The organism is Streptomyces nidicola (genome assembly GCF_050106155.1).
In the GTDB taxonomy this organism is placed as follows: domain Bacteria; phylum Actinomycetota; class Actinomycetes; order Streptomycetales; family Streptomycetaceae; genus Streptomyces.
Genome location: NZ_JBNBPI010000001.1, coordinates 1,822,712 through 1,844,840, shown reverse-complemented (window position 1 = coordinate 1,844,840; position 22,129 = coordinate 1,822,712). Strand labels below are relative to the sequence as shown.

The following is a 22,129-nucleotide window of genomic DNA, read 5'->3' as shown; positions in this document are numbered from 1 at the left end:
GAGCTGCGATGACGATCAGCGAACCATGGGTCGCGGTGCTCGACACCCTCGCCCACGGGGTGGCACTCCTCGGATGCGACGACCGACGGATCCGGTGGATCAATCACAGTGCCGAGGCGATTCTGCGTGCGCCGCGCGACACACTTGCCGGCCGCACAACGCCCTTCGCCCCACTCGGTGGTGACAGCCGCACCGACACCGAGCGGCATGCCACCTGGTGGGTCCGGGACGGTGAACCGATCGAACTCGCGTACTCGGTCGGCGAGCCACTCGAGCTCGCCTCGGGCGCGGTCGTGCCGGTCGAGTTCCGAGACGTGACCGAGCAGCGGCACCAGCATCGCAGGGTGGCGGCGCTCGCGCGCACCGCGGCGAGCACAGCCTCCGACAGCTCACTCACGGTCGTGCTGAACGCCATGGCCGGTGAGGTGCAGCGCTCCCATGGTGTCGCCGGTACGCAGGTGGTGATCGTCCCACCTGACGGGGAGGAACTGCAGGTGATGGGGTCGGCCGGCTTCAGCGAGGTGTCGACCTTCTTCGACCTGCTGATGGCGTCTCGGGACCGTGGCGCCGACCTCATCACCTACCGCTGTCTCAGAGAGCGCCGCCAGTTCGTCCTGCCGGGCCGCAGGGCGCAAATGATCGCCAACCCGGCATGGCAGCCGCTGCACGACTACGTCGCCCAGCTCGACTGGGACGACTTCATCAGCACACCCCTGCTCTCGCGGGGAAAGGCCCTGGGGGCGCTCAACGTCTACGTCGCCACCGGACATCGTGCGACGGCGGGGATGCTCGCCTTCCTGGAGTCCATCGCCGAGCAGGCTGCCCTCGCGGTGGACTACGCGACCCTGATCTCCAAGGAGCGCCTCACCGCGCGGAGCGAGGAACGCGAACGACTTGCCCGCAACCTGCACGACTCGGTCGTCCAGCACGTCTTCTCGCTCGGCATGCAGGCACGGGGCCTGGCCGGGATCGGGCGCCGGCTTCCGGAGCCGTACGACGACCGAGTGCAGTCCATCAGCGACGAGATGACCGATCTGGTCGACAAGGTGCAGCGGGACCTTCGGGGCGTCGTGCTGGCCCTGCAACCGTCCGTTGCGGCCCAACTCGGCCTGGCCACCGCCCTCGAGCGGCTTGCCCGGGACGTGGAGCGACGGGACGGCGTCCGTGCGGAGCTGGTCCTCGACCCGAAGGCCGAGACGGAGCTCGACGGTACGGAGTTGGCCGAGGACGTCTACCAGATCGTCGCGGAAGCTGTGCACAACGCGGTGAAGCACGCCCGGCCGACGCGTGTCCGGGCGGCGCTGGCCATCGAGCGCGGTGTGCTCCGGGTCGAGGTCTGTGACGACGGTATCGGCTTGGCCTCCCACCGCTCCGGCACCGGTGGCTTCGGCCTGACCTCCATGCGCGACCGCGCGCGACGCTGGAGCGGATCGGTGGAGATCGATACAGAAGTGGGCTCGGGCACCAACGTCCGGGCAGAGCTGCGGCTGCCGGCGGACCGCCGCATCGAGCGAGGAGACGGGACATGACGGGCGAGCAGGAGATGATCTCGGTGTTCGTCGTCGACGACCACGAAGTGGTCCGTCGCGGAATCGCCAGCTTCCTGGAGTTCGCGGACGGCATCGCGTTCGTCGGAGAGGCCTCGGACGGCCGGGAGGCCCTCGACCGGCTCGCCGTGCTGAGCACCCAGGACCAACTGCCGGACGTCATGCTGCTGGATCTGCGGATGCCACGGCTCGACGGTGCGGAGACCGCGGCGATCGTGGCAGAGCGCTACCCCGATGTCCGCACAGTGATCCTGACGAGCTTCTCCGAGATCGAACGCGTTCAGACAGCACTCGCCAATGGCGCCTCGGGTTACGTTCTCAAGGACGCCGCGGCAAGCGAGGTCGAGGCGGCGATTCGCGCGACCCAGCGGGACGAGGTCTTCATCGACGCGGCAGTGGCAGGCCGACTGACCAAGCGACTGAGCGGCCCGGGGCACGGCGTCGGCTCCTTGAGCGCACGCGAGCGGGACGTCCTCGTCCTGGTCGGAAGGGGACTGTCCAACCGGGCGATCGCCGAGCGCCTCGCGATCAGCGAGCGGACAGCCCGTACCCACGTCAGCAAACTACTCACGAAACTGAACTTGAACACCCGGACCCAGGCCGCGCTGGTGGCTGTGCGGGAGGGACTCGTCGATGCGGACCCGGAGTAGAGCGGTGCGTCTTGAAGATGAGTCATGGAGGACACACCCCCACGACCCGCGCTACTTCGGACGTAGCGCGTCCCTGATCGAACTACTCGACGGCGCACACGCGTTGGGGCCCGGGCCGACTGCGGTGTCAGCGTCGGAACGGAGACGTCGGATACAACTCAGGCGACCCGCCAACATGCTCACACCGCCGAAGCCCTGGCACCCACAAGGCCAACAAAAGTGACTCAGTGGCGTTGTGCGGCAACTGGCTCACCTGATGCACGCCCAGCTACATCGAGGGCAGCAGGAAGGCGACGGCCGCGGCGACCGGAGCGACGCCGATCATCGACATGCCCCAGACGGTGAGTGAGCGGAACGTCTTGTCGCGCTGTTCCTCCGCGGCGTTGGCGACGACGAGGGCGCCGCCGGTGGAGAACGGGCTGGAGTCCACGGCGGAGGCGGCCACGCACAGGGCGGCGGTGATGCCGAAGGCGCCGAAGTGTCCCGCCGTCACCAGCGGGAGGGCGAGCGGGATCAGGACGCCGAACATGGCGTTGGTGGAGGCGAAGGCGGAGACCAGCGCGCCGACGAGGAGGATGAGGAAACCGGCGAGGAGGGGCTGGTCGATGCCGGCCACGCCGTCGCCGAGGCTGGCGATGACACCGACCTTCTCCAGCAGCGCGACGTAGGTGACGATGCCGCCGATGAGCAGGACGACGTTCCAGGCGATGCCGTTCGCGGCTTCCTTCGCGTGTCCGGGGAAGACCACGCACAGGAGAACCGCGGCCGTCAGGGCGAGGAAGCCGACGTCGAGGCCGAAGCCGACGGCGGCGACGATGAGCCCCGCCAACAGCGCCAGGGTGAGGGCGATTTGAGGGTTGGCGTGGGGGCGCCCGGTGGTCCGGGTGGGGGCTGGGGCGGGCGCGGTGAGGACGGCGGTACCTGTACCTGCGGCGGACGTGCCGGAGGCGCCGGATGTGTCGTCCGTGGCCGGGGCACCGCCCTCGGGTGTGGTGGTCTCCCGGCGGCCGAGCAGCTTCCATCCGCCGAACAAGGTGAAGGCGACGAGGTTGAGGGCCAGGCTGAACAGGAAGGTGGCAAGGAAGATGCCGCCCGCCCCGACGTCGATGCCGCCCTTGTCCAGGGCTCCGTCGACGATCGTGTAGTACACGGCGATGGGCGAGAAGCCGCCCGCGTTGGCGCCGTTGAGGATGGACAGGCCGACCAGCATGGGGTGGATGCGGTAGCGCTGGGCGAAGGCCATGCCGATGGGGATGAGGATGGCGTTCGTGGCTGCGGTGATGGCACCGATGCCGGTGATCAGGGCGGCGAGGGCGAACAGCACCCAGGGGACGAGGACCACCCGCCCGCGTACCGAGGCGACGGCGGCGCCGACGATCCAGTCGACGGTGCCGTTGGCACGGGCCAGGGCGAACAGCAGGGTGACGCCGACCAGAGTGACGAAGAGCGAGCCGGGGAAGCCGCTGATGATGGCGTCGCTGTCGAGGCCGAAGTAGGCGGTGCCGAGCAGGAAGGCGGCGACGAGGGCGACGGCGCCCATGTTGACGGGGCGCCAGACCCCGATGACGAATATCGCGACGAGAACGAGCGTCGCGAGCAGATCGGCGGACATGGATCACTTCCTGCGGTGGCGTGCGGGTGTGCGACATGCGGGCATGCCGCAGTACGGGTTAGCGGGCGGCGGCCCGCCGGTGGGGTGGCGTGGGCGGTGGGGCGCCCCTGAACTCCCGCCCCTGTCAGGTGAGTTCGATCCGGTAGCGGAAGGTGTCGGCGCGGCCCCGGCTCACTCGGAGCTCCAGCGGGCTGCCGTCGTGGGCGCGGGCGAGGCGCTCAATGACCACGACCGGGTCGCCGACGCCGCATTCCAGGAGCGCGGCGTCCGTCCGGTCGCAGGCTCCCACGGTCAGCTCCTCCGACGCCCCGCCGACGACCTGGCCGGCCAGCTTCTCGTAGGAGGGGTACAGCAGCGGGCCGAGTGCTTCGGGGCCCGCCTCGATGAGGGGGGCGAAGCGCGGTAGCGGCAGCCAGATGTCCTCGACGAGTACCGGTGCTCCGGCGCGGCTGCGCAGTCGGCGCAGCGTCAACACCTCGGCGTCCGCGCCGAGTTCGAGGCTTTCGGTGACCTTGGTGTCCGCCGGCTCGCTGTCCCATCGCAGGATGCGGCTGTCGGGAAGGATGTCGTTGGCACTGCCGTGGCGGAAGAACCGGTGCAGGGAGTGGTCGAGGCGGGCCCGGCGCACGTAGGTGCCGTCGCCCCTGCGGCGCTCGAGCAGACCCTGGTCCACGAGTTCGCCGAGCACGCGGCGCAGCGTCCCCTTGGAGACACCGTAGTGGTCGGCGAGCGCGATCTCGCCGGGCAGCGGCGTGGCAGGGGTCCACTCGCCGGTACGGATGCGGTCGAGCAGCAGCTCGCGCAGGCGTACGTGCAGGGGGAGCCGGTCGTCCGTCGCGTCGAGCGCGGCCCGGCCCGACGACGACGGCGACGGCGGCGGTGGCGTCGATGTCATGGCTCACATCGTGCAGAGCATCGCTCTAAATGTCTAGAGCTTTAGAGTTCTTTCTCGCTACGATGCCGCGGTGAACCGAGTCGATGCCCACGCCCACGTCTTCCACCGCGGCCTGCCCATGGCGCCCGGCCGTCGCTACACCCCGCGCCACGACGCCACGGTGGACACCTACCTCTCCGTGCTGGACGCGCACGGCATCGCCCGGGCCCTCTTGGTCCAGCCCAGCTTCCTGGGCACCGACAACAGTTACGTGCTGGACGCGGTGCGTGCCTACCCCGACCGGTTCCGTGCGGTCTTGGTGATCGACGCCGACGACCCCCGCACGGCCGCCGCACGGGTACCGGCATGGCATCGGGCGGGGGCGCGGGGCGTCCGGCTGAACCTCGCCGGAACCGGGATCCCGCCGCTGCACGCGACGGGCTGGCGTGCGCTGGGGGAGCGGATGGCGGAGTACGGCTGGCACCTGGAGGTGCAGGCCCGCGGGGAACAGTGGACGCAGCTGGCCGGCACCCTCGCCTCCTGGCCCTCGGCGGTCGTGCTCGACCACGTCGGCCTGCCCGCCTCGGTGCACGCGGCCGACAGGGCGGCGATCCTCGACCTCGTCGCCCGGCCACACATCTGGACGAAGCTCTCCGGCTTCTACCGCAGCCCCGAGGGAGCGGCAGGGGCCACCGCCCTCGCGATCCGCGAACAGGCCGGAACCGAGCGCCTGTTGTGGGGCAGCGACTGGCCGTGGACCCAACACGAGACAGGCCGCGCCTACGACAAACTCCTCGCGGGCCTGGCCGACCTGCTCCCCGGCCCGGTCGGCGTCCAGCGTGTCCTGAGCGTCAATCCGGCGCGGCTGCTGGACTGGAACTGAGCACGTTCACCGCCCCAAGGGGCACTGCAGGTTCTCGTCGCGGTCGGCGACGTCGTCTGCTTGGCAGGCTGCACGGTGACACAAGCGCTGCCGCGGCACCGTCCCACGCCTGTTCGACCACTACCTCACATTGTCTAACTGGACAGTTTTGGCACAACATGTAAAGTCGAGTTGTGAGTCTTGGTGAGGAGCGTGATGACGATGCAGTTCGGGCGGCGGGGAGCGCAGGTGTGCGCGTGACGGGCGAGAGTGAGCGGGCGCGGTCGCGCAGCGAGGAGATCGCGGACGCCGCGGTGCCGGTGTTCTTGCGCTTCGGTCTGCGTAAGACCTCCATGGACGACCTCGCCCAGGCGGCCGGGCTCTCCCGTCAGGGCCTGTACCTGCACTTCAAGAACAAGCAAGAGATCTTCCAGGCAGGCCTACAGCGCCTGGTGGCCCAGACCCGGGCCGCCGTCGCCCGGGAACTGGCGAGAGCGGACCTGTCGACGCACGAGCGGCTGCTTGCCGCCTTCGCTGCTGCGCACGGCCCCGCTGCCACGGCCACCAGCGCGGAGGTGGGTGAACTCCTCACCGCGACAAGTGAGTTGGGGGAATCGCTCTTGCGGGACCTGGAGTGCTTCGTCATCGACGCGGTGGCCGATGTTCTTCGCGCCGAAGGGGCATCGCAGCGCACACCGGGCCTCAGGGCAGAGGATCTCGCCTACCAGCTGCTATCCGTCGCGGCCGGCGTCAAGACCCTCCACACCATCCCGCCCGAGGACCGCACCCGACACATGCAGGCGGCCATCAGCCTCGTACTCGGCCCGGCCGAGTAGCCCCCGCCATCCCGAAACACACCACACAGGAGCCGACATGGACGTGACAGTCGAAGAGAACGTTCCCGCCACGATGCGCGACGGCACCATCCTGCGCGCTGATGTCTACCGGCCCGCCACCGAAGGTCCCCACCCCGTGCTGCTGGTCCGCCAGCCGTACGGGAAGGGCCATTCGATGATGGTCGGCGTGCTCGACCAGATCGCGCTGGCCCGGTCCGGCTTCATCGTCGTGATCCAGGACACCCGGGGCCGGCTCGCCTCGGACGGCGACGGACAGCCGCTCACCTACGAGGGGGACGACGGCTACGACACGGTGCGCTGGGCCGCCCAGCTGCCGGGATCCAACGGCCGGGTCGCCATGGTCGGGGGCAGCTACCACGGCAACACGCAGTGGATGGCCGCGCTGTCCAAGCCCCCGGAGCTGGTGGCGATCGTTCCCGAGGTCACCTGGTCCGACCCGGATGACGGGCTGTGGGCCCGGGGCGGCGCCATCGAGCTGGCGAACGGCATCTTCTGGTCGCTCGCGCAGGGTATGGACACTCTGGCACGTCGGTACGCCGACGACCCGGCCGCCCTCGGGCCGGCCCTCGGGGCCCTGATCCATGACATGGATCAGGCCGTCCCCGTCACCCACTGGGAGCTTCCGTCCGGCCGCCCCCCTGTCTACGAGCGCCACGGGATCTACGAACTGGGCTACGGGCGCGCGCAGCAGGATCCGAAGTGGGCCGCGAACACGCGGGTGGCAGGCCGCCACGCGGAGGTGGAGGTGCCCAGCCTCAACCTCGGAGGCTGGTACGACATCTTCGGCCAGGGCACCCTGGACAACTTCACCGCAAGCCGCGCGGCGGGACGGCAGGCCCACCTGGTCATGGGCCCCTGGTCGCACGGGAACCGGACCGGGGTGGTCGGCGATGTCAACTTCGGGATGGCCTCCGCCCAGGAACTGCTGGGCTTCCGCGGGTCGTTCACCGACGTGAAGGCCGCCTGGCTCAGGCAGTGGCTGACCCCCGACGAAGCACCCGCGGGGCCGGAACTTCCCCCGGTGCTGCTGTTCGTGATGGGGAAGAACGAGTGGCGTGAAGAGCAGGAGTGGCCGCTGTCCCGCGCCGTGGACACCGACCTGTTCCTGCGCGCAGAGGGCGCCCTCTCCTTCGACACTCCGGGCGCCGGCGAGGGCAGCGACACCTACGTCTACGACCCCGCCGACCCGGTGACCACGACCGGCGGCCCCTTGGTGATGGCCCCCGAGTTCCGGCCCGGTCCGCTCGACCAGGCGCCGGTGGAGAAGCGCTCGGACGTCCTCGTCCACACCAGCGAACCGCTGACCGAGGACCTGGAAGTGACCGGGCGGGTGCAGGCCGTGATCCACGCGGCGACCGACGCACCCTCCACTGACTGGGTCGTGCGCCTGTGCGACGTCACCCCCGAGGGCGTCTCCATCAACGTCGTCGACGGCATCGTGCGGGCACAGACCACGCCGGGCGAGTTCGCCGAGCACCTCGTGGACCTGTGGTCGACCAGTTACGTCTTCCGTGCCGGCCACCGGCTGCGCGTGCACGTCACCTCCAGCAGCTTCCCGCGCTGGGACCGCAACCTCAACACCGGCGAACCTGCCGAGACGGCAACGGAGTTCCGCCCGGCACGCCAGGAGATCGCCCACGACGCCGCCCGGCCCTCACGCCTGATCCTCCCCGTCGTCCGGCCCTGAACACCACGCGAGCGCGGCCGATCCGATCCGTACGTGGATCAGATCGGCCGCAACAGCTGATACCAGTGCTTCAGGCCCTCCCACGGGCCAGTCATGGTGGCCGACACCCCTCGCCCACCCAGCCAGGGCCGTCGCACACCAACCCGCCATGTGGCGGGGAGAATCCGCCGCACGGCGACTGATTGCACAGCTAGCTGAGAGCCGACCATAGCGGCATCCTGTACGCGTCGTTTGGAGTCGACATGTCACCCACTGCTCACACCGCTTCCCAGCCTCCCGTCGGCCCGCCTCCGCCCTTCGACTCGGAACTCGTACCGGCCCTGCGGATCATGAACGAGATGCTGCCGCCCGGCACGTTCTCCGACATGACCTCCCTCGAGAAGATGCGCCAGGGGCCCCCTCCCGGTACCGATCCGGTATCCGAGGAGACGTTGACCCGAGGAGGCGCCTATACGCTGGAAGAGCGGGTGACGCCGGGTCCTCAGGGCGCCCCGGACATCTCACTGCTGATCTGCCGCCCGACCGCGCCGACGGGGCCGGTTCCGGCGCTCTACCACACCCACGGCGGCGGCATGATCATCGGCGACAACCGAGTGGGCCTGCCTGAACTCCTGGAACTTGGCGAGGACCTGGGCGCTGCCGTGGTGTCGGTGGAGTACCGGCTGGCCCCCGAGACCCCGCACCCGGGCCCGGTCGAGGACTGTTACGCCGGCCTGGTCTGGACGGCCCGGCACGCCGAGGAACTCGGCATCGATCCCGAGCGGATCATCGTGGCCGGCGGCAGCGCGGGCGGCGGCTTGGCGGCGGCAGTGGCCCTGATGGCCCGTGACTGCAGCGGCCCAGCCCTGCTCGGGCAGATGCTGATGTGCCCTATGCTCGACGACCGCAACGACACCCCCTCCGCCCACCAGATGGCCGGGCTGGGTGTCTGGGACCGGGCCGCCAACCAGGCCGGGTGGACGGCTCTGCTTGGTGACGCCCGCGGTACCGACGACGTCTCCCCTCACGCCGCACCGGCGCGGGCCACGGATCTGTCCGGGCTACCGCCGGCGTTTATCGACGTGGGATCCGCCGAGACCTTCCGCGACGAGGACGTCGCCTACGCCAGTCGGATCTGGCAGGCTGGCGGGAGCGCCGAACTGCATGTGTGGCCCGGTGGCTTCCACGGGTTCGACATTGCGGCGCCACAGGCGGCGATCTCTCAAGACGCCCGCACAGCACGCGCCCTGTGGCTGCGACGCATCCTGTCGCCCTGAAGCAGGTGAGCAGGAACGGCGCCGGAGCCCGGACCGGGCCGCCGACTCCGGCGCCGTGGAGAGAGACATGAGCCGATGAGAGACCTGACGGTGCGCCTCGACGCGCTGGATCCGCAGGCTGGTGCCGCCCTGCGCGTCATCGCCTACTTCGACGACCTACGCGCCCACGGAGCCGGGCTCCAGGCCATCGTCAGAGGTGCAGCGGTACTGACCGCAGGCCCCGCCGCACTCGTCGACGGCACGCGCGGGGTACGTATCAGGGTCGACGCGGCCGGCCGCGTCGGCAGCCCCGTCGAGATGCCCGACCCGGCCTGGCCCACCACATGCGTGGACGCGACGGGTGCCGTGCTCTGGCTGGAACACTCCGGCCCGCCACGTCCGGTCGACGCCATGGTCCTGGAGCGGGCCGCCGACGCGGCCGCCGCCGTTCTGGACCGCACTCGCGGCCGCCAGGCCGCCCACACACAGGACGCCGCTTCGGTGGAGGTCCTTCTCGACTCGTCGGCCGCCTCCCAAGCCAGGATGATCGCGGCCCGCAGGCTCGGACTCGCGGACACCGCGTCGGCCAGGGCCGTCGCACTCCACGACGGTGGCGCCCGTATCTACGGTGAATCCGACGGCGACCGTCGGCAGCCCGCGCTGAACAAGCCGCGCGCCGGAGTCGGCCCGGCTGTCCCCCTCAGCGAGTTGCCAACCTCCTGGGCGGCGGCGCGGCTCGCCCTGCGCCTGACGGCTGAGGGAACCCAGGTTGACCCCGGCCCCCGCATCGTCCATGCCGATGGGATGGGCGGACTGACAGTGCTGGCGCGGACCATCGGCCCGGACACCCCCAAAATCGAGGACGTCGCAGCTGTCGAACGTACCGCTTTGACTGCTCCCTGGATGCTCGAGACCCTCGACGCGGTCGCCTCCGCGACCAGCCTGCGAGCGGCGGCCGCAGTCCTGCGTGTGCACCACTCGACGGTGCAGGAACGGGTCCCTCACGCCGAGCGCCTACTGGGCTGGTCCCTTGGTGACGTCCCCGGCCGCTTCCGCCTTCATCTGGCCCTGGTGCTACGCCGCTTGCACCGCACCCCCCTCAACCTGTAACCCTCCCCGGCTGCCAAGATCGCGCCACCGCACCGTTCTGGGGCACCCGCCCCCGACCCCCGGAAGTGAACTCCCTCTGCCGAGCAGAAGGTGCCCGCCGTCGAAACCCAGGGCTTAAAGGCTCTAACAAAAGCTGCTGATCATGAGTGTTTCGGTCTGTCTGTCCGTAGGTCTGGTCATGGGAGAGCGTCAGTTGCGGCCATGGATCGTGTCGGACGAACTGTGGTCGATGATCGAGCCGTTGCTGCCGGAGCCGGGCCCGAAGAAGGTCGAGGGCAGACCGCGGGTCCCGGACCGGCAGGCACTGTGCGGGATCCTCTTCGTGCTGCACACCGGCATCCAATGGGAGTACCTGCCCCAGGAGTTGGGCTTCGGCTCGGGCATGACCTGCTGGCGCCGGCTGGCCGCCTGGAACGAGGCGGGCGTGTGGGACGAACTGCACCTGGTGCTGCTGAAGAAGCTACGGTCGGCGGGCAAGCTGGACTGGTCCCGGGCGGTGATCGATTCCTCGCACGTGCGGGCCGCTCGGCGGGGCCCAAAAGCGGGCCGAGCCCGGTCGATCGCGCGCGGCCGGGCAGCAAGCACCACGTGCTCACCGACGGCCAGGGCATCCCGCTCGCGGTGTCGCTGACCGGCGGCAACCGCAACGACGTCACGCAGCTGCTTCCGCTGCTCGACAAGGTTCCACCGGTGGCCGGCACGGTCGGACGGCCGCGCAAGCGGCCGGACCTGCTGTTCGCCGACCGCGGCTACGACCACGACATCTACCGGCGCCAGGTACGACAGCGCGGGATCCGTCCGGTGATCGCCGAACGCGGTCAGCCACACGGCACGGGACTGGGCACCTTCCGGTACGTGGTCGAGCGCACCATCGCGTGGCTGCACGGCTTCCGCCGTCTCCGCATCCGCTGGGAGCGGCGTGACGACATCCATGAAGCCTTTCTCGGGCTGGCCGCCTGCCTGATCACTCATCGGCACGTCCAACGCCTTTGTTAGCACCTCTTAGAGCCAAAGGTCAAGGACGACATGCGGGACCGGCCCCTGTCCAAGATCGTGTGGGTCACCGACCGAGGCTTCCCCTCGACACGCAATCGGCGCTACCTCCGCCAGGGCGCCGGTGCCTACACCGCCGCGAACTCGACCGCCTCCACCTGGGCACCTTCACCGGCCCCACTGGGCAGTTCAAGCAGATCCTCGACCTGAAGCCTGCACCCTGCTGACCAGCCAGAACGCCAACGCCTAGAGAAGCGCCCTCCAGGCGCCATCACTCGTGTCCTCGCAGGTCACACCCCCCAGATTCATGTCTCCAGCCGACTGAATTGCGCGGAACGCAGGAGTTGAGGTCGCCGCCCGCCCCCTGGCCGATGCCCAGCCCCCGGACACGTCCGCAGCGATCTCACCCCCAAGATCTCTGTCTGCCGATCTGGGAACGCGGCATCATCGCCCGCGCCTGCGGTCGGCAGCAGCCCCGCGACGGCTACGAACGCCGACTCGAATACACCCTCACAGGGCTGCGCACACCCGTGCACCTCACGGAGTGAGCATGCACATGTGGCCTTGCCCTCTACGCTTTGGAGAGCTCCTCTGCCCAGCCCGTGTTGGTGTTGGTCATCCACTCCGCGAGTTCGGCGGTGGATCCGATCGCGGCGAAGCCGTCCTGGTCGAGCACCTTGTCGCCATTGGCAATGAGATCCTCGACCGTGAGGTCCTTGCTCCAATAGCCCTTCGTTGATCCGATGAAGTTGAGCGCGGCGCGACCGGCCGCCGTCTCGATGATCTGGCCGTTGAGCGTGTTCTCCTTGCGTACGAGCCAAGCCAGGACAGGTGCGACGAGGGAGGCGTGCATCATCGTCTCCATGACCTTCCTCTTGTCCTCGGGGTCGTCCAGCGACGCGGCCAACTGCGTGAAGGCGCCCGGGGCCAGCACGTTGACGGTGATGCCGAACTCCTCTCCCTCTGCGGACAAGGTCTTCGCCAGCCCGAGCACGGCCCCCTTCGACGCTGCGTAGTGGCCGATCTCAGGCTGCGACATCCACGCGCTTGACGAACTCACCATCACGACGCGACCGTACTGCTGGGCGACGAGGTGGGGCCACGCGGCGTTGAGGACGTTGAAAGCTCCGTATGCGTTGACCTTCATGACCTGGTCGAAGCCCGCGTAATCCATGTCGATGAAGCGGACGTTGCGGATGATGGCCGCGTTGCTGACCACGATGTGGAGTCCGCCGAACGTGTCGATCGCTGTCTGCACAAGCGCCTTCGCCTGCTCAGGATCGGAGACGTCGTGTTTGCTCAGCGTTGCCTTTCCGCCTGCGGCAACGATCTCATCCACGACGTCCTGAGCACTCGGGGCGAGATCGTTGACCACCACCGCGGCTCCACGGCTGGCGAGCAGCAATGCGTGCTCCTTGCCCATGCCTGCTCCGGAGCCGGTGATGATGGCGACCTCGCCTTGGAAGATCTGGTCCGACACAGCTATATCTCTCTTTCTGTTTCTGGGGCGCGTCGCGGCGCCACCGGGAACATCACTCATTACGGACTCGCGTCTATCAGATAGACGCGAGGAAGCATTCCGGGCCCTTGTGGGGCTGCGCTGGGTGGGGAGGGCGTCAGCTGTCGCCGATCAGGCGGTTGCCCGGATGGCCGCGTGGCGCGAGGCATCCTCGGCCTGCCGGCGCGCCTCGGTGTGCGCGTCCTCCAGCGAGGTGCGGTGTTGGGGCAGCAGATGCCGGAGTGCCTCCATGGTGGGGGCGTACGTCAGCTCGGGTGTGATGGTGCGGACATCCAGCGCCATCGTGTTGGGGTCGCCGAGAATCGTCTCCAGCGCGGGGACCAGAAAGTCCTTGCCGTGCTGAGGTGCGCCGGGGCCGTAGCCGCCACCGCGGGCGGAGACGACGACGGCCGGGCGGCCCGCACTGGGCGTTGCGTCGCCCAGGCCGATGGTCCTGCCGACCACCATGATGTGGTCCAGCCACGCTTTGAAGACCGATGGCATCGAGTAGTTGTAGAGCGGTACCGCGAAGAGGTAGGCCCCGGCGCCGAGAAATTCCTCGACCAGCTCGTCCTGGAACCGGGCTGCGGCCTTCTGTTCGAGGGTGTGTTCGTCAGTGATGGTGGTGCGGGCGGTGATGCCGGAGAGGTCGAGATGGTCGACGGGGTTGAGTGCGAGGTCACGGCGGACGACGTCTCCGCTCCAGGCCGCGGTGAAGGAGTCGGCGACTTGGCGGGATATGGAGGAGTCACCGGACGGGGAGGTGTCGATGCGCAGCAGATAAGACATGAGATGCGGTTCTTTCGTGAAGTGGTCGTGATCCGGGCACGTCCCTTTCAAAGCCTCGTAGGGTTCTTTCATCGAGGCGCTGCAGTGGCCGGGGCCGATGCGAGCGAGGTCGGCGTGGTACTCGTCGCCGGCTGTACCGTTCGGGTGATATCGGTGTTGCGCATCCGGAAATCCGGGCTGTTGACCAAGCGGCGGCTCAGCGCAGGTCCGATCACGGGGGTGCGCTGCAGGGTGGTCATGGTCCGCCGCAGGGCGATGTGCAGGTGGGTCGGCGGGGTCAACACCTGGCGCCCCTTGAGGCCCACCCGCTGGTAGGTGTCGGTGTAGGGTCGCAGCTTGCGTTCCCAGTCGGTCAGGGCGCCTTCGAGGTTGCCGGGGTGCTGGTCGAGGACGGCGCCCAGCAGGTCAGCTCCGGCCAGCGCGGTCGAGGCACCCATCCCGGAGTACAGGGTCGGACACCAGGCGGAGTCGCCGACCAGCACCACGCGTCCGCGGTGCCAGCCGTCGAGGTGTACTTGCTCTGCGGAGTCGAAGATGGCGGTATCGGCCTCCTCGAAGGCTTCGATCACCTCGCCGAGCATCCTGCCGAACGGCTCGGGCCCGAACACGGCCCGGATCCGCTCCGCCGAAGGCCGGGTGAATTCCGCGTCGACGTCGTCGCTGCGCCAGGAGAGCAGCGCGGTCGGCGGGTGATCAGCGAAGGGGAAGACGATCATCGACCTGCCCGGCTCGAACAGCATCGCCCCATCACCAGGGGCCAGCCCGCTAGGCGACCGGGGCAGCATGAACGCCCCGATCATGCTGTCGAGGCGATGCAAGTAACGCTCGTGCGGGCCGAACACCAGCGAGCGGACCGTAGAACGCAGCCCGTCGGCCCCGACGACCAGGTCGAACCGCTCGGTGCTGCGCGTGTCGGAGGCCGTGTCGTGCAGCGTGACCTCCACCCCGCCGGCGTCCTGCTCGATCTCGGTCGGCACGGTGCAGTACCGCACCTCGACGTCGTCGGGAAGCGCGGCATACAGGGCCTGCTCGACGTCACCGCGCAGCAACAGCCAGGGCTTCGGCGTGACCGGCAGGTCGAAGACACCTATGCCCCGGCGTGCCTTCCCGGACCGGTCGACGAAGTACTGCCCGTTGTGCCGGGAGGGCGTGCGGTCGTGCAGATGGTCAAGAACGCCCAGCCGCTCCGCCGCCGCCAGTCCCGTGCCGAACCCGGCGATGAAGTAGCCCCCGGTGCGCCGCGACGGCGCCTTCTCGACGATCAGCAGGTCCCAGCCGGACCGGTGCAACCGCAGCGCGGTGGCCATCCCCGCGATGCCCATCCCCACCACCAGCACCCGACGGCGCTCCGCACCGTTGTTCGCGCCCATGCCACGTCCTCCAAACCAGACTGCACATCCAGGTAAGAAAGAGATCCCTTTCTTAGGGACTCGACGATAGACTTGGCCAATAAGGTACGCAAGCCTTTCTTAAGGTGACGGAGGAGACGTGGCGGGACGACGTCGGGGCGCCGAGCTGGAACGGGCACTGCTGGACGCGGCGTGGGCGGAGCTGACCGAGAACGGCTATGCCGGGTTCACGATGGACTCGGTCGCCGCCCGCGCCGGCACCAGCCCACCGGTGCTGTACCGGCGTTGGTCAAACCGGCACGAACTCCTGCACGCGGCCATCCGCCACGCCGCGCACCGCACCCCGCTCGTAACCCCGGACACCGGCTCCCTGCGTGGGGACGTCTTGGCCCTGATGCGCCATGCCAACGAGACCCGCACCGAACTCGTCGCCGTGCTCAGCGCCCATCTCGGCGGCTACTACCACGAAACCGGCGCCAGCCCGGTTGAGCTGCGCGATGTGATGCTCGGCGGTCGGATCGAAGCCGTGGAGGCGATCTACCAACATGCGGCCGCACGCGGGGAAATCGATCCCGACCGCCTCACCGAGCGGATGAAGATGCTCCCGTTCGACCTGCTGAGGGCCGAATTCCTGATGGTGCTGCGCCCCCTGCCCGACTCGACCCTCGAAGAGATCGTTGACACCGTGTTTCTGCCCCTCGCCCAGCCTGGTGCTGGGCCGGAGGCGTGATCGGCGCCGTGTCCCGATCCTGATCGATCAGGCGTGACATCGCGGTCTGCGGGCCGGTGCCCTGCGCTAGAACATCGACATCCTCGCGGAGTTGCCGGTAGGTACACCTCCGGCCGGTCGGGACTTCCACCAGCGCCTCACGACCCAGATGCGCAACCGTAGTACGGTCGAAATTGTTGCCGACGGTGTCGCCGAGCAACGGCGATTCGGAAGAGCCAGAGGCGTAGGAAGAACCGGTGCCCTGCACCGGTGATCCACCGGATGTGGTCACGTCGACTCCTCATGCCAGGACATGCTGCCCGAGCCCCAGCTCGGGCAGCATTGAGCCGAAGGGAACTGTATTCGTGTAGGGAGGGAGGCGACGGCCTTGAGCGCTGTCGCTCACTCTCCGATGTCATAGGCAGTGGAGGGCTCTCACGGGATGTAGACGGTCTTTTTGTTGACGAACTCGTCGATCCCCAGCGCACCGAGCTCGCGCCCGATGCCCGACCTCTTCACCCCGCCGAAAGGAAGGTCGGGAGCGGATCCCTCGGGGCTGTTGATCCAGACCATCCCGGTGTCGAGACGGGCGGCGACCTCAACGGCCTTGTCCGTGTCCGCGCTGAACACCGATGCACCCAGACCGAAGGGCGAGTTGTTTGCCAGGTCGACGGCCTCGTCGACACTGGCGGCCGCGTAGACGACAGCCACCGGACCGAACAGCTCCTCATGGAAGGTCGGCATGTCCGGCGTGATGCCGCTGAGCACCGCAGGTTCGACGTACGCTCCTGCGCCGTCGACGCGGTTGCCGCCGACGTGCAGGGTGGCGCCCCGACTGACGGCCTCCTTGACCTGGGTGACCAGTCGGTCCGCCGCCGCCAAGGACGCCATCGGCCCGACGGTGGTCCCAGGATCGCTCGGATCGCCCCACTTCACTGCGCCGACGGCTGCGACGAGACGCTCGAGGAACTCGTCGTAGATGTCCTGCGCCACGATCATCCGCTTGGGCGAGTTGCAAGCCTGACCGGCGTTGAACATCCGGCTGGCAGCAGCCTGCGCGACGGTCTTGGCCAGATCTGGGCTGTCCAGCACGATCAGCGCGTCTGACCCTCCGAGCTCGAGGACCACCTTCTTGAGGTTTTTCGCCGCGACCTCGGCCACAGCCGTACCCGCCCGCTCGCTGCCGGTCACTGACACCCCCATGATGCGGGGGTCGGCGATCATGTCCGCCACCTGCTCATTGGTCGCGAAGACGTTGATGTATACGTCCTGCGGCAGGCCGGCGTCGCGGAAGATCTCTTCGATCGCCATGGCGGACTCGGGGCACTGGGGCGCGTGCTTGACGATGACAGCGTTGCCCGCGACCAGTGTCGGTGCTGCGAACCGCGCCACCTGGTAGTAAGGGAAGTTCCACGGCATGACGCCGAGGATCGAGCCCAGCGGCTCCTTGCGCAGGACCGCCTTGCCGCCACCCATCGGCTCGAACTCGGACTCGGCCAAGAAGGACGGGCCCTGGTCGGCGTAGTACTGGAAGATGTCGGCGACCAGAGCCACCTCCCCCAGCGCCTCGTGGTTCGGCTTACCCATCTCCCGCGTGATCAGCTGGGCCAGAGCGCCGCGCCGCTCACGAAAGAGGCCGGCGACCGCAGCCAACTGCTCGGCTCGCTGCGCGACAGACGCGCTCCGCCATTCGGCGAACGCCGCGACGGACCGCTTCAGGGCCGATTGCATCTCCTCAGCCGACATCGTCGGGACGGTGGTCTCCACCCTCCCAGTCGCGGGGTTCGTCACTGCGTACTCAACGCTCATTGGTTCCTCCAGATTGATCATGCGTATTTCCAGGAAATTTCGAGCCGAACCCGGGCGCCGGCTGTAGATCATCTGCTCGCTGACGTCGAGATTGTGCGCGACGCTTCTGCCCTCAGCGAGCAGGTCGAGGATCTTGCGCCGGAATTCGGCCGGATAGCCCGCTCGTCCCTGGTGTCAGGCATCAGAATCCAGAAACTCAGACGACTTAGAACCCTGGACACACCAGAGCCTCCACGAAAGCCGGGGCGATTCACTCCTCATGAATTCGGAGACGATTGTGACTCCGAAATTTGGTTGCTTTTTGTGTCTGCTCAGAGGTCAAGGCCTGGTTGGGTGGCCTGCTGATACGCCTTGACATCCTCGGTCGCTCCCGTGAGCTTGCGCGCGGCGTCGATGTTTTCCTGCTGAGCTTGCTGCCAGGCTTCCGGATCGCGGCGCAAGCGGTCCTGCCGCGCCCGGACGATTCGGAGCGCGGGTGGGAGCAGGACTTCGGCGGCGGAACTCCGAGGCAGTTCCACTTCGTCCAGCCTTGCGTTTCCGTGGAAGCGTCGGGTCAGTGCGAACAATGCTCGCTTGGCTACGCCTTTCGGGACTTTGGTGAACTCGTGCAGCGTGCCGGCGACCGTCTCGAGCGTTGTGGCGGCGAGCATGCGCGTCTCCGGGATGGCTGGTGCGGTCACGGCCTCCAGCAGGTCGTCGGCGCGCTGGGCTCCGCCGTGCCCGTTGATTCCTTCGACGAGCCCGGAATCCACCCCAAGAAGGTGTCCGACGTACCACCAGTACCGGTAGAGCGATGCGAGCTCTGCGGAGGTGCGCGAGAATCCCATGGCCTCTTCGGCGCTGTAGGCGATCAGCGTGAAATCCATCCAGGTGCGCGCAAGGTCGACCTGATTGATCGGAGCGCCGTAGCTCGCCTCGTCGTACCCGCGATTGCGTGCGAGTTTGCGCATGTGCGCGTGCATCATCCGAACTTGCAGCGTCGCGACGTAGCCGGGATTACCGGGCCGCAGCGAGCCTGGGAGCATAGCGGTGTTGACCCACCCTCCAGTCTCCTGCAATCGACGGGGAACTCCGTCCACGAGTCGCCCGGTCATCGCGAGGACGGCGGCGATCGATGGCGACAAATAAGTACGCACCAGACTGCCTGCGGCCAAGCCGATGATGCGTACTGGCGATGGGACATTGAAGAAGGGCAACGAGCCCTCGTCGAGCAACGCATCGTCGACGTAAGGGGGTGCGGTCTCTGTCTGCTCCAGCAGCGCCGCGACGGCGGGCGGTGGATCCTCGACGGCGGCGAGTCCATGCTCTATGCCATGTTGCAGCTTCGCGCGCACTTCGCGGCCGCCGGCGCGGATCTCCTCGACGACGGCGTCCGCGAGCGGATCTCCTGTGATGAGCGCCCGGCCGATGAGATCAGCGCGAGTGTCCCCGAACTGGGCGAGTACGGCAGACCGTGAACTGCGCGCGGTCGGCCAAATTTCTTGCGGTGTCGTGTTCATGATGGCTCGGTTCTGGTAGCTGTGGTCTGTAGAGGTCAGCGCAATGAATTGGCGTCGGGTGCGCTTATCGGGCAAGTGTCGGTAGAGCGTGGCGGAGTTCGAGACGAGAGGCCGAACTCGACCAGCTCGCACGGGCGGCTCCAGTGCGGCGAACGTCGTCGAGCCCGCATATCGGGCATTCCCGCCGCGACGTCCGTGGGTGCGGTCGAGAGGTCGACGTGGGCGCATGCTGCAGCGCCGGCCGTGTCCACGCCCGGTGATGACACGGCCGCGAAGCTCGTCGTGGCCGCGTCATCACCGGGGCCCTCCCGAGGTCCCGCGCCAATCTGACACCTGTCAGAGTGGGGTGCTATTCTGACAACTGTCAAGTCCTGTCGCCCGAGGCGACGGATGAGTCGCGAGCAGAACGGACAGCCATGGAGCCAGACGCGTTGGGCGTCGGACCGGCGCGAAGGCCAGGGCGGCGCGCAGCGGACGCACTGCCAGCGCCTGACGAGCGCGAGATCCTTCGCCAAGGCATGGAGGCCTTCGCCGAACTCGGTTATGACCGGGCCTCAGCACGGGAGCTCGCGAAGCGCCTTGGCGTCAGCCACAACTTCATCAACGATCGATACGGGTCCAAGGCCAACTTCTGGCGGGCTGTCGTGGATGCGCTCCTCGAGCAGAACCTGCGCGAGCGTCGTCATGTCGTCGAAGCCCACGTCGATGACGCCGACCTGGTTCGCGCTCTAATCACCCATTTCTATCTGGCTGCCGCTGAAACACCGTTGCTCGGCCGCTTGCTCGCCGACGAGTTCAGCCGCGAATCTGAGCGGGCGGACTACCTTTACGAGCACTACGTGTCTCCGACTCTGGAGCCAGTGGTGCTGGCCGTCGAGAGGCTCGTGGCGGCGGGGCGCATGCCCAGCGCGCCCCTGGACATCCTCTTCTTCACGGTGATCGGCCCCGTCGCTGGTCTCGTGCAGCTCCCGCTCGCACGCCGACTCGGCCGAGCTGACCCGGTCACTGAGGAGAGTCAAGCGCGAACTGCACGCCAGCTCGCCGATCTGATCGCCGACGGATTGCTCGGTCGACAACCGCACTGAATTTGTGCCGGACACCTTCCTGGAACTAGGCGTCGGGATGCCGGGTGTCGGCGTCCAGGTGGTCAGCCGTGATCGTTTTGTGGCCAAGCCTCACTTGATTCTGACGTTCCATAACTGTGAGGTGATGGATTACTTCGACCCGGACGACGCCGACTTCGAGGAGGCCGTCGAACCAGTGCTGCGGCCACACGATCCGTTCTCGCCGAGCTTCGACTACTCGACTATCCGACCCCTTCCGCGGGACTATCCCGTGACCTGGAGCACCCGCGGCGAGGACGCTGAAGTCGTACTCACGCCGGAATCGTTCCGCCCGAACGCACCCTGGGCGAGCGACCAAGACGACTATGTGGTCATAGCGAGGGATCCTCAGTAGCCGTATCTCAACCGATCATGGAATGTGCGGGTCGAACGGGGTTTCTGGCCGGGTGATCTTCCGGTGCTGCACGCATAAGGGCAGGGCCTCTTGGTAGCTCAGTGGTTGTCGAAGCCAAGAGCGGTCCCAGGAGGCCCTGTTGTCACATGTGTACGCGGTCACGCCCGTCGACTTCAACTCGTCCGTCGTGTCGTGCGATTGCCTCGCGCATGTGTACGGCAACGCGGCCGATCATCCGGATCGGATGCCGCGCTATCCGTCGGACATGTCGGATGAGGAATGGGCGGCGGTGCGGCCGCTGCTGCCCACTCCGGCCTGGCTGGAGAAGAAGGGTGGGCGGCCCGAGGGCTACTGCCACCGCCAGATGCTGGACGCGATCCGCTACCTGGTGGCGGGCGGGATTTCCTGGCGGGCGATGCCGGTGGACTTCCCCAACTGGGCCCGGGTTTACGCCTTCTTCCGCCGCTGGCGTCAAAGCGAGCTGGTCACGGAGTTCCATGACCGGCTGCGCGGGCAGGTCCGGGTCCGGGAGGGCCGGGATGCGGAGCCGAGCGCGGGCATCATCGACGCGCAGTCGGTGAAGGGCGCCGCGACGGTGCCGGCTGCCTCACGTGGCTTCGACGGCGGCAAGGTCATCAACGGCCGGAAGCGCCACGTGATCACCGATTGTCTGGGCCTGCTCCTGGTCGTCGCGGTGACCGCCGCGAACGTCCAAGACCGCGAAGCGGCCATGGGATTGCTGGCCCGGCTTCGGTCGCTGCACCGGGAGATCACCCTGGTCTGGGCCGACGGCGGCTACACCGGCGGCCTGATCGGATGGTGTCGTGACCGGCTCGCGCTCACCCTCGAGATCGTGAAGCGCGCCGACGACATGACAGGGTTCGTGGTGCTGCCGAGGCGTTGGGTGGTGGAGAGGACACTTGGCTGGCTGATGCATTCCAGGCGTCTGGCCCGGGACTACGAAACCCTCCCGGCCACCAGCGAGGCGATAATTCGGTGGTCGATGATCACGCGGATGAGCCGTCGGCTGGCACGGCCACGAGCCTCCGCCCGGCGCTGAACTTCCCCGACGCCTGGGTGGGCAACCAGCCGCGCTCACCCAGGCGTTTCGCCTTCGAGCGCACTCCCTCGACCTTCGCCGCCACGGACGTATCGAGCCCGAGGGCCACTGCGATCTCCTTGGCACGCATCGACTCGCCACCCGGCCGGTCCTGCAGCACGTTCAGGATCCGCTGGTTGTCCAGCGAGAGCACCGACGCCGGCAGTTCCTCCCGCCACGGTGGCACGATCACACCCGGAACCGGCGCGGACACCGGTCCGTGAAGAGCGGCGGGCGCCACTTCTTCTCCGCCCTCGGCTTCCGTCGCGGCCGTGCTCTCGGCAGCGGACGCGGCCAGGGCGTCGACGAGTTCCTCTCGTGTGATCACCCGCCGGTCCAGCTCGACCTCGCCGGCCTCCAGAGCCGCGGCCGCACGAGCAGCCTCCTCCCGCAGCACCTCCACCCGCTCACGAGCGGACGCCTCCCGCGCTTCCAGCAACCCCACCATCGACGCCACCGCGCACCCCTCGACAATCAGGCGGAAACAGGACG

20 protein-coding genes are annotated in these 22,129 nt (G+C 68.2%); 12 read left to right on the top strand and 8 right to left on the bottom strand.

All coding sequences use genetic code 11. The annotated features are described in order from the left end of the window. Positions 1–8: 8 nt before the first annotated feature. Positions 9–1,529 (top strand): GAF domain-containing sensor histidine kinase, encoded by a 1,521-nt coding sequence (locus tag ACOKM3_RS08635; protein WP_426898571.1) that lies wholly within the window; start codon positions 9–11, stop codon positions 1,527–1,529. Further along, complete coding sequence (locus tag ACOKM3_RS08630) at positions 1,526–2,197, top strand: response regulator (RefSeq protein ID WP_426898570.1); 672 nt, start codon at positions 1,526–1,528, stop codon at positions 2,195–2,197. The genes ACOKM3_RS08635 and ACOKM3_RS08630 overlap by 4 nt, the downstream gene beginning before the upstream one ends. A 268-nt stretch (positions 2,198–2,465) precedes the next feature. On the opposite strand, the gene ACOKM3_RS08625 is transcribed toward ACOKM3_RS08630, so the two are convergent. Both ACOKM3_RS08625 and ACOKM3_RS08620 read right to left on the bottom strand, forming a co-directional pair. Continuing rightward, the gene (locus ACOKM3_RS08625; RefSeq protein WP_426898568.1) at positions 2,466–3,809 is read right to left on the bottom strand and encodes an SLC13 family permease; all 1,344 of its coding nucleotides are present in this window, start codon (positions 3,807–3,809) and stop codon (positions 2,466–2,468) included. 124 nt (positions 3,810–3,933) lie between these two features. Then, positions 3,934–4,704: a GntR family transcriptional regulator gene (locus ACOKM3_RS08620; protein WP_426898566.1), complete on the bottom strand. Its 771-nt coding sequence runs from the start codon at positions 4,702–4,704 to the stop codon at positions 3,934–3,936. Positions 4,705–4,774: 70 nt separating this feature from the next. Here ACOKM3_RS08620 and ACOKM3_RS08615 point away from each other — a divergent pair, with 70 nt between their 5' ends. From ACOKM3_RS08615 to ACOKM3_RS08590, 6 genes are all read left to right on the top strand, one after another. Then, complete coding sequence (locus ACOKM3_RS08615) at positions 4,775–5,566, top strand: amidohydrolase family protein (protein WP_426898565.1); 792 nt, start codon at positions 4,775–4,777, stop codon at positions 5,564–5,566. 236 nt (positions 5,567–5,802) lie between these two features. After that, positions 5,803–6,381, top strand: a complete 579-nt coding sequence (locus ACOKM3_RS08610) for a TetR/AcrR family transcriptional regulator (protein WP_426898563.1) — start codon at positions 5,803–5,805, stop codon at positions 6,379–6,381. A gap of 37 nt (positions 6,382–6,418) precedes the next feature. Next, on the top strand, positions 6,419–8,089 hold the full coding sequence (locus ACOKM3_RS08605; RefSeq protein ID WP_426898561.1) for a CocE/NonD family hydrolase: 1,671 nt from the start codon (positions 6,419–6,421) through the stop codon (positions 8,087–8,089). Between the two features lie 329 nt (positions 8,090–8,418). Then, on the top strand, positions 8,419–9,345 hold the full coding sequence (locus ACOKM3_RS08600; RefSeq protein WP_426898560.1) for an alpha/beta hydrolase: 927 nt from the start codon (positions 8,419–8,421) through the stop codon (positions 9,343–9,345). A 75-nt stretch (positions 9,346–9,420) separates the two neighbouring features. Beyond that, the gene (locus ACOKM3_RS08595) at positions 9,421–10,434 is read left to right on the top strand and encodes a helix-turn-helix domain-containing protein (RefSeq protein WP_426898558.1); all 1,014 of its coding nucleotides are present in this window, start codon (positions 9,421–9,423) and stop codon (positions 10,432–10,434) included. A 178-nt stretch (positions 10,435–10,612) separates the two neighbouring features. Continuing rightward, positions 10,613–11,430 (top strand): IS5 family transposase gene (locus tag ACOKM3_RS08590; protein ID WP_426906669.1). Its coding sequence is split into 2 segments (ribosomal slippage): positions 10,613–10,958 and positions 10,958–11,430, totalling 819 coding nucleotides; the frame shifts between segments, so codons are not numbered across the junction. A 568-nt stretch (positions 11,431–11,998) separates the two neighbouring features. Here the strand turns inward: ACOKM3_RS08590 and ACOKM3_RS08585 are convergent. The 3 genes from ACOKM3_RS08585 to ACOKM3_RS08575 form a co-directional block, all read right to left on the bottom strand. Further along, a complete protein-coding gene (locus tag ACOKM3_RS08585; protein WP_426898556.1) occupies positions 11,999–12,907 on the bottom strand; it encodes an SDR family NAD(P)-dependent oxidoreductase in 909 nt (302 codons plus the stop codon). A 150-nt stretch (positions 12,908–13,057) separates the two neighbouring features. Then, on the bottom strand, positions 13,058–13,714 hold the full coding sequence (locus ACOKM3_RS08580; protein ID WP_426898554.1) for an FMN-dependent NADH-azoreductase: 657 nt from the start codon (positions 13,712–13,714) through the stop codon (positions 13,058–13,060). A gap of 68 nt (positions 13,715–13,782) precedes the next feature. Continuing rightward, positions 13,783–15,084 (bottom strand): FAD-dependent monooxygenase, encoded by a 1,302-nt coding sequence (locus ACOKM3_RS08575; RefSeq protein WP_426898552.1) that lies wholly within the window; start codon positions 15,082–15,084, stop codon positions 13,783–13,785. Positions 15,085–15,202: 118 nt separating this feature from the next. On the opposite strand from ACOKM3_RS08575, the gene ACOKM3_RS08570 reads away from it, so the two are divergent. Further along, on the top strand, positions 15,203–15,793 hold the full coding sequence (locus ACOKM3_RS08570) for a TetR/AcrR family transcriptional regulator (protein WP_426898550.1): 591 nt from the start codon (positions 15,203–15,205) through the stop codon (positions 15,791–15,793). A 414-nt stretch (positions 15,794–16,207) separates the two neighbouring features. On the opposite strand, the gene ACOKM3_RS08565 is transcribed toward ACOKM3_RS08570, so the two are convergent. After that, entirely contained in the window at positions 16,208–17,602 is a 1,395-nt protein-coding gene (locus ACOKM3_RS08565; RefSeq protein WP_426898548.1) for an NAD-dependent succinate-semialdehyde dehydrogenase, read from the bottom strand. Positions 17,603–17,892: 290 nt separating this feature from the next. Further along, positions 17,893–19,080 carry an oxygenase MpaB family protein gene (locus ACOKM3_RS08560; RefSeq protein ID WP_426898547.1) on the bottom strand — a complete coding sequence of 396 codons (1,188 nt, stop codon included), beginning with the start codon at positions 19,078–19,080 and terminating at the stop codon, positions 17,893–17,895. Between the two features lie 416 nt (positions 19,081–19,496). On the opposite strand from ACOKM3_RS08560, the gene ACOKM3_RS08555 reads away from it, so the two are divergent. The 3 genes from ACOKM3_RS08555 (at position 19,497) to ACOKM3_RS08545 (ending at position 21,598) form a co-directional block, all read left to right on the top strand. After that, positions 19,497–20,165 carry a TetR/AcrR family transcriptional regulator gene (locus ACOKM3_RS08555; protein WP_426898545.1) on the top strand — a complete coding sequence of 223 codons (669 nt, stop codon included), beginning with the start codon at positions 19,497–19,499 and terminating at the stop codon, positions 20,163–20,165. Between the two features lie 4 nt (positions 20,166–20,169). Then, the gene (locus ACOKM3_RS08550) at positions 20,170–20,538 is read left to right on the top strand and encodes a hypothetical protein (protein ID WP_426898543.1); all 369 of its coding nucleotides are present in this window, start codon (positions 20,170–20,172) and stop codon (positions 20,536–20,538) included. A gap of 244 nt (positions 20,539–20,782) precedes the next feature. Then, entirely contained in the window at positions 20,783–21,598 is an 816-nt protein-coding gene (locus ACOKM3_RS08545) for an IS5 family transposase (RefSeq protein ID WP_426906735.1), read from the top strand. On the opposite strand, the gene ACOKM3_RS08540 is transcribed toward ACOKM3_RS08545, so the two are convergent. Beyond that, positions 21,546–22,085, bottom strand: coding sequence for a hypothetical protein (locus tag ACOKM3_RS08540; RefSeq protein ID WP_426906733.1), 540 nt, complete (start codon positions 22,083–22,085; stop codon positions 21,546–21,548). The two genes, ACOKM3_RS08545 and ACOKM3_RS08540, sit on opposite strands and share 53 nt — an antisense overlap. Between the last annotated feature and the right edge of the window lie 44 nt (positions 22,086–22,129).

Excerpts from the sequence above, each read along its gene's own strand:
- ACOKM3_RS08545 (WP_426906735.1), top strand. The coding sequence starts at position 20,783 with ATGCCGCGCTATCCGTCGGACATGTCGGATGAGGAATGGGCGGCGGTG.
- ACOKM3_RS08580 (WP_426898554.1), bottom strand. The coding sequence starts at position 13,714 with ATGTCTTATCTGCTGCGCATCGACACCTCCCCGTCCGGTGACTCCTCC.
- ACOKM3_RS08635 (WP_426898571.1), top strand. The coding sequence starts at position 9 with ATGACGATCAGCGAACCATGGGTCGCGGTGCTCGACACCCTCGCCCAC.
- ACOKM3_RS08625 (WP_426898568.1), bottom strand. The coding sequence starts at position 3,809 with ATGTCCGCCGATCTGCTCGCGACGCTCGTTCTCGTCGCGATATTCGTC.
- ACOKM3_RS08600 (WP_426898560.1), top strand. The coding sequence starts at position 8,419 with ATGAACGAGATGCTGCCGCCCGGCACGTTCTCCGACATGACCTCCCTC.
- ACOKM3_RS08555 (WP_426898545.1), top strand. The coding sequence starts at position 19,497 with ATGGAGCCAGACGCGTTGGGCGTCGGACCGGCGCGAAGGCCAGGGCGG.
- ACOKM3_RS08575 (WP_426898552.1), bottom strand. The coding sequence starts at position 15,084 with ATGGGCGCGAACAACGGTGCGGAGCGCCGTCGGGTGCTGGTGGTGGGG.
- ACOKM3_RS08620 (WP_426898566.1), bottom strand. The coding sequence starts at position 4,704 with ATGACATCGACGCCACCGCCGCCGTCGCCGTCGTCGTCGGGCCGGGCC.
- ACOKM3_RS08605 (WP_426898561.1), top strand. The coding sequence starts at position 6,419 with ATGGACGTGACAGTCGAAGAGAACGTTCCCGCCACGATGCGCGACGGC.
- ACOKM3_RS08565 (WP_426898548.1), bottom strand. The coding sequence starts at position 17,602 with ATGATCAATCTGGAGGAACCAATGAGCGTTGAGTACGCAGTGACGAAC.
- ACOKM3_RS08560 (WP_426898547.1), bottom strand. The coding sequence starts at position 19,080 with ATGAACACGACACCGCAAGAAATTTGGCCGACCGCGCGCAGTTCACGG.
- ACOKM3_RS08630 (WP_426898570.1), top strand. The coding sequence starts at position 1,526 with ATGACGGGCGAGCAGGAGATGATCTCGGTGTTCGTCGTCGACGACCAC.
- ACOKM3_RS08540 (WP_426906733.1), bottom strand. The coding sequence starts at position 22,085 with ATGGTGGGGTTGCTGGAAGCGCGGGAGGCGTCCGCTCGTGAGCGGGTG.
- ACOKM3_RS08595 (WP_426898558.1), top strand. The coding sequence starts at position 9,421 with ATGAGAGACCTGACGGTGCGCCTCGACGCGCTGGATCCGCAGGCTGGT.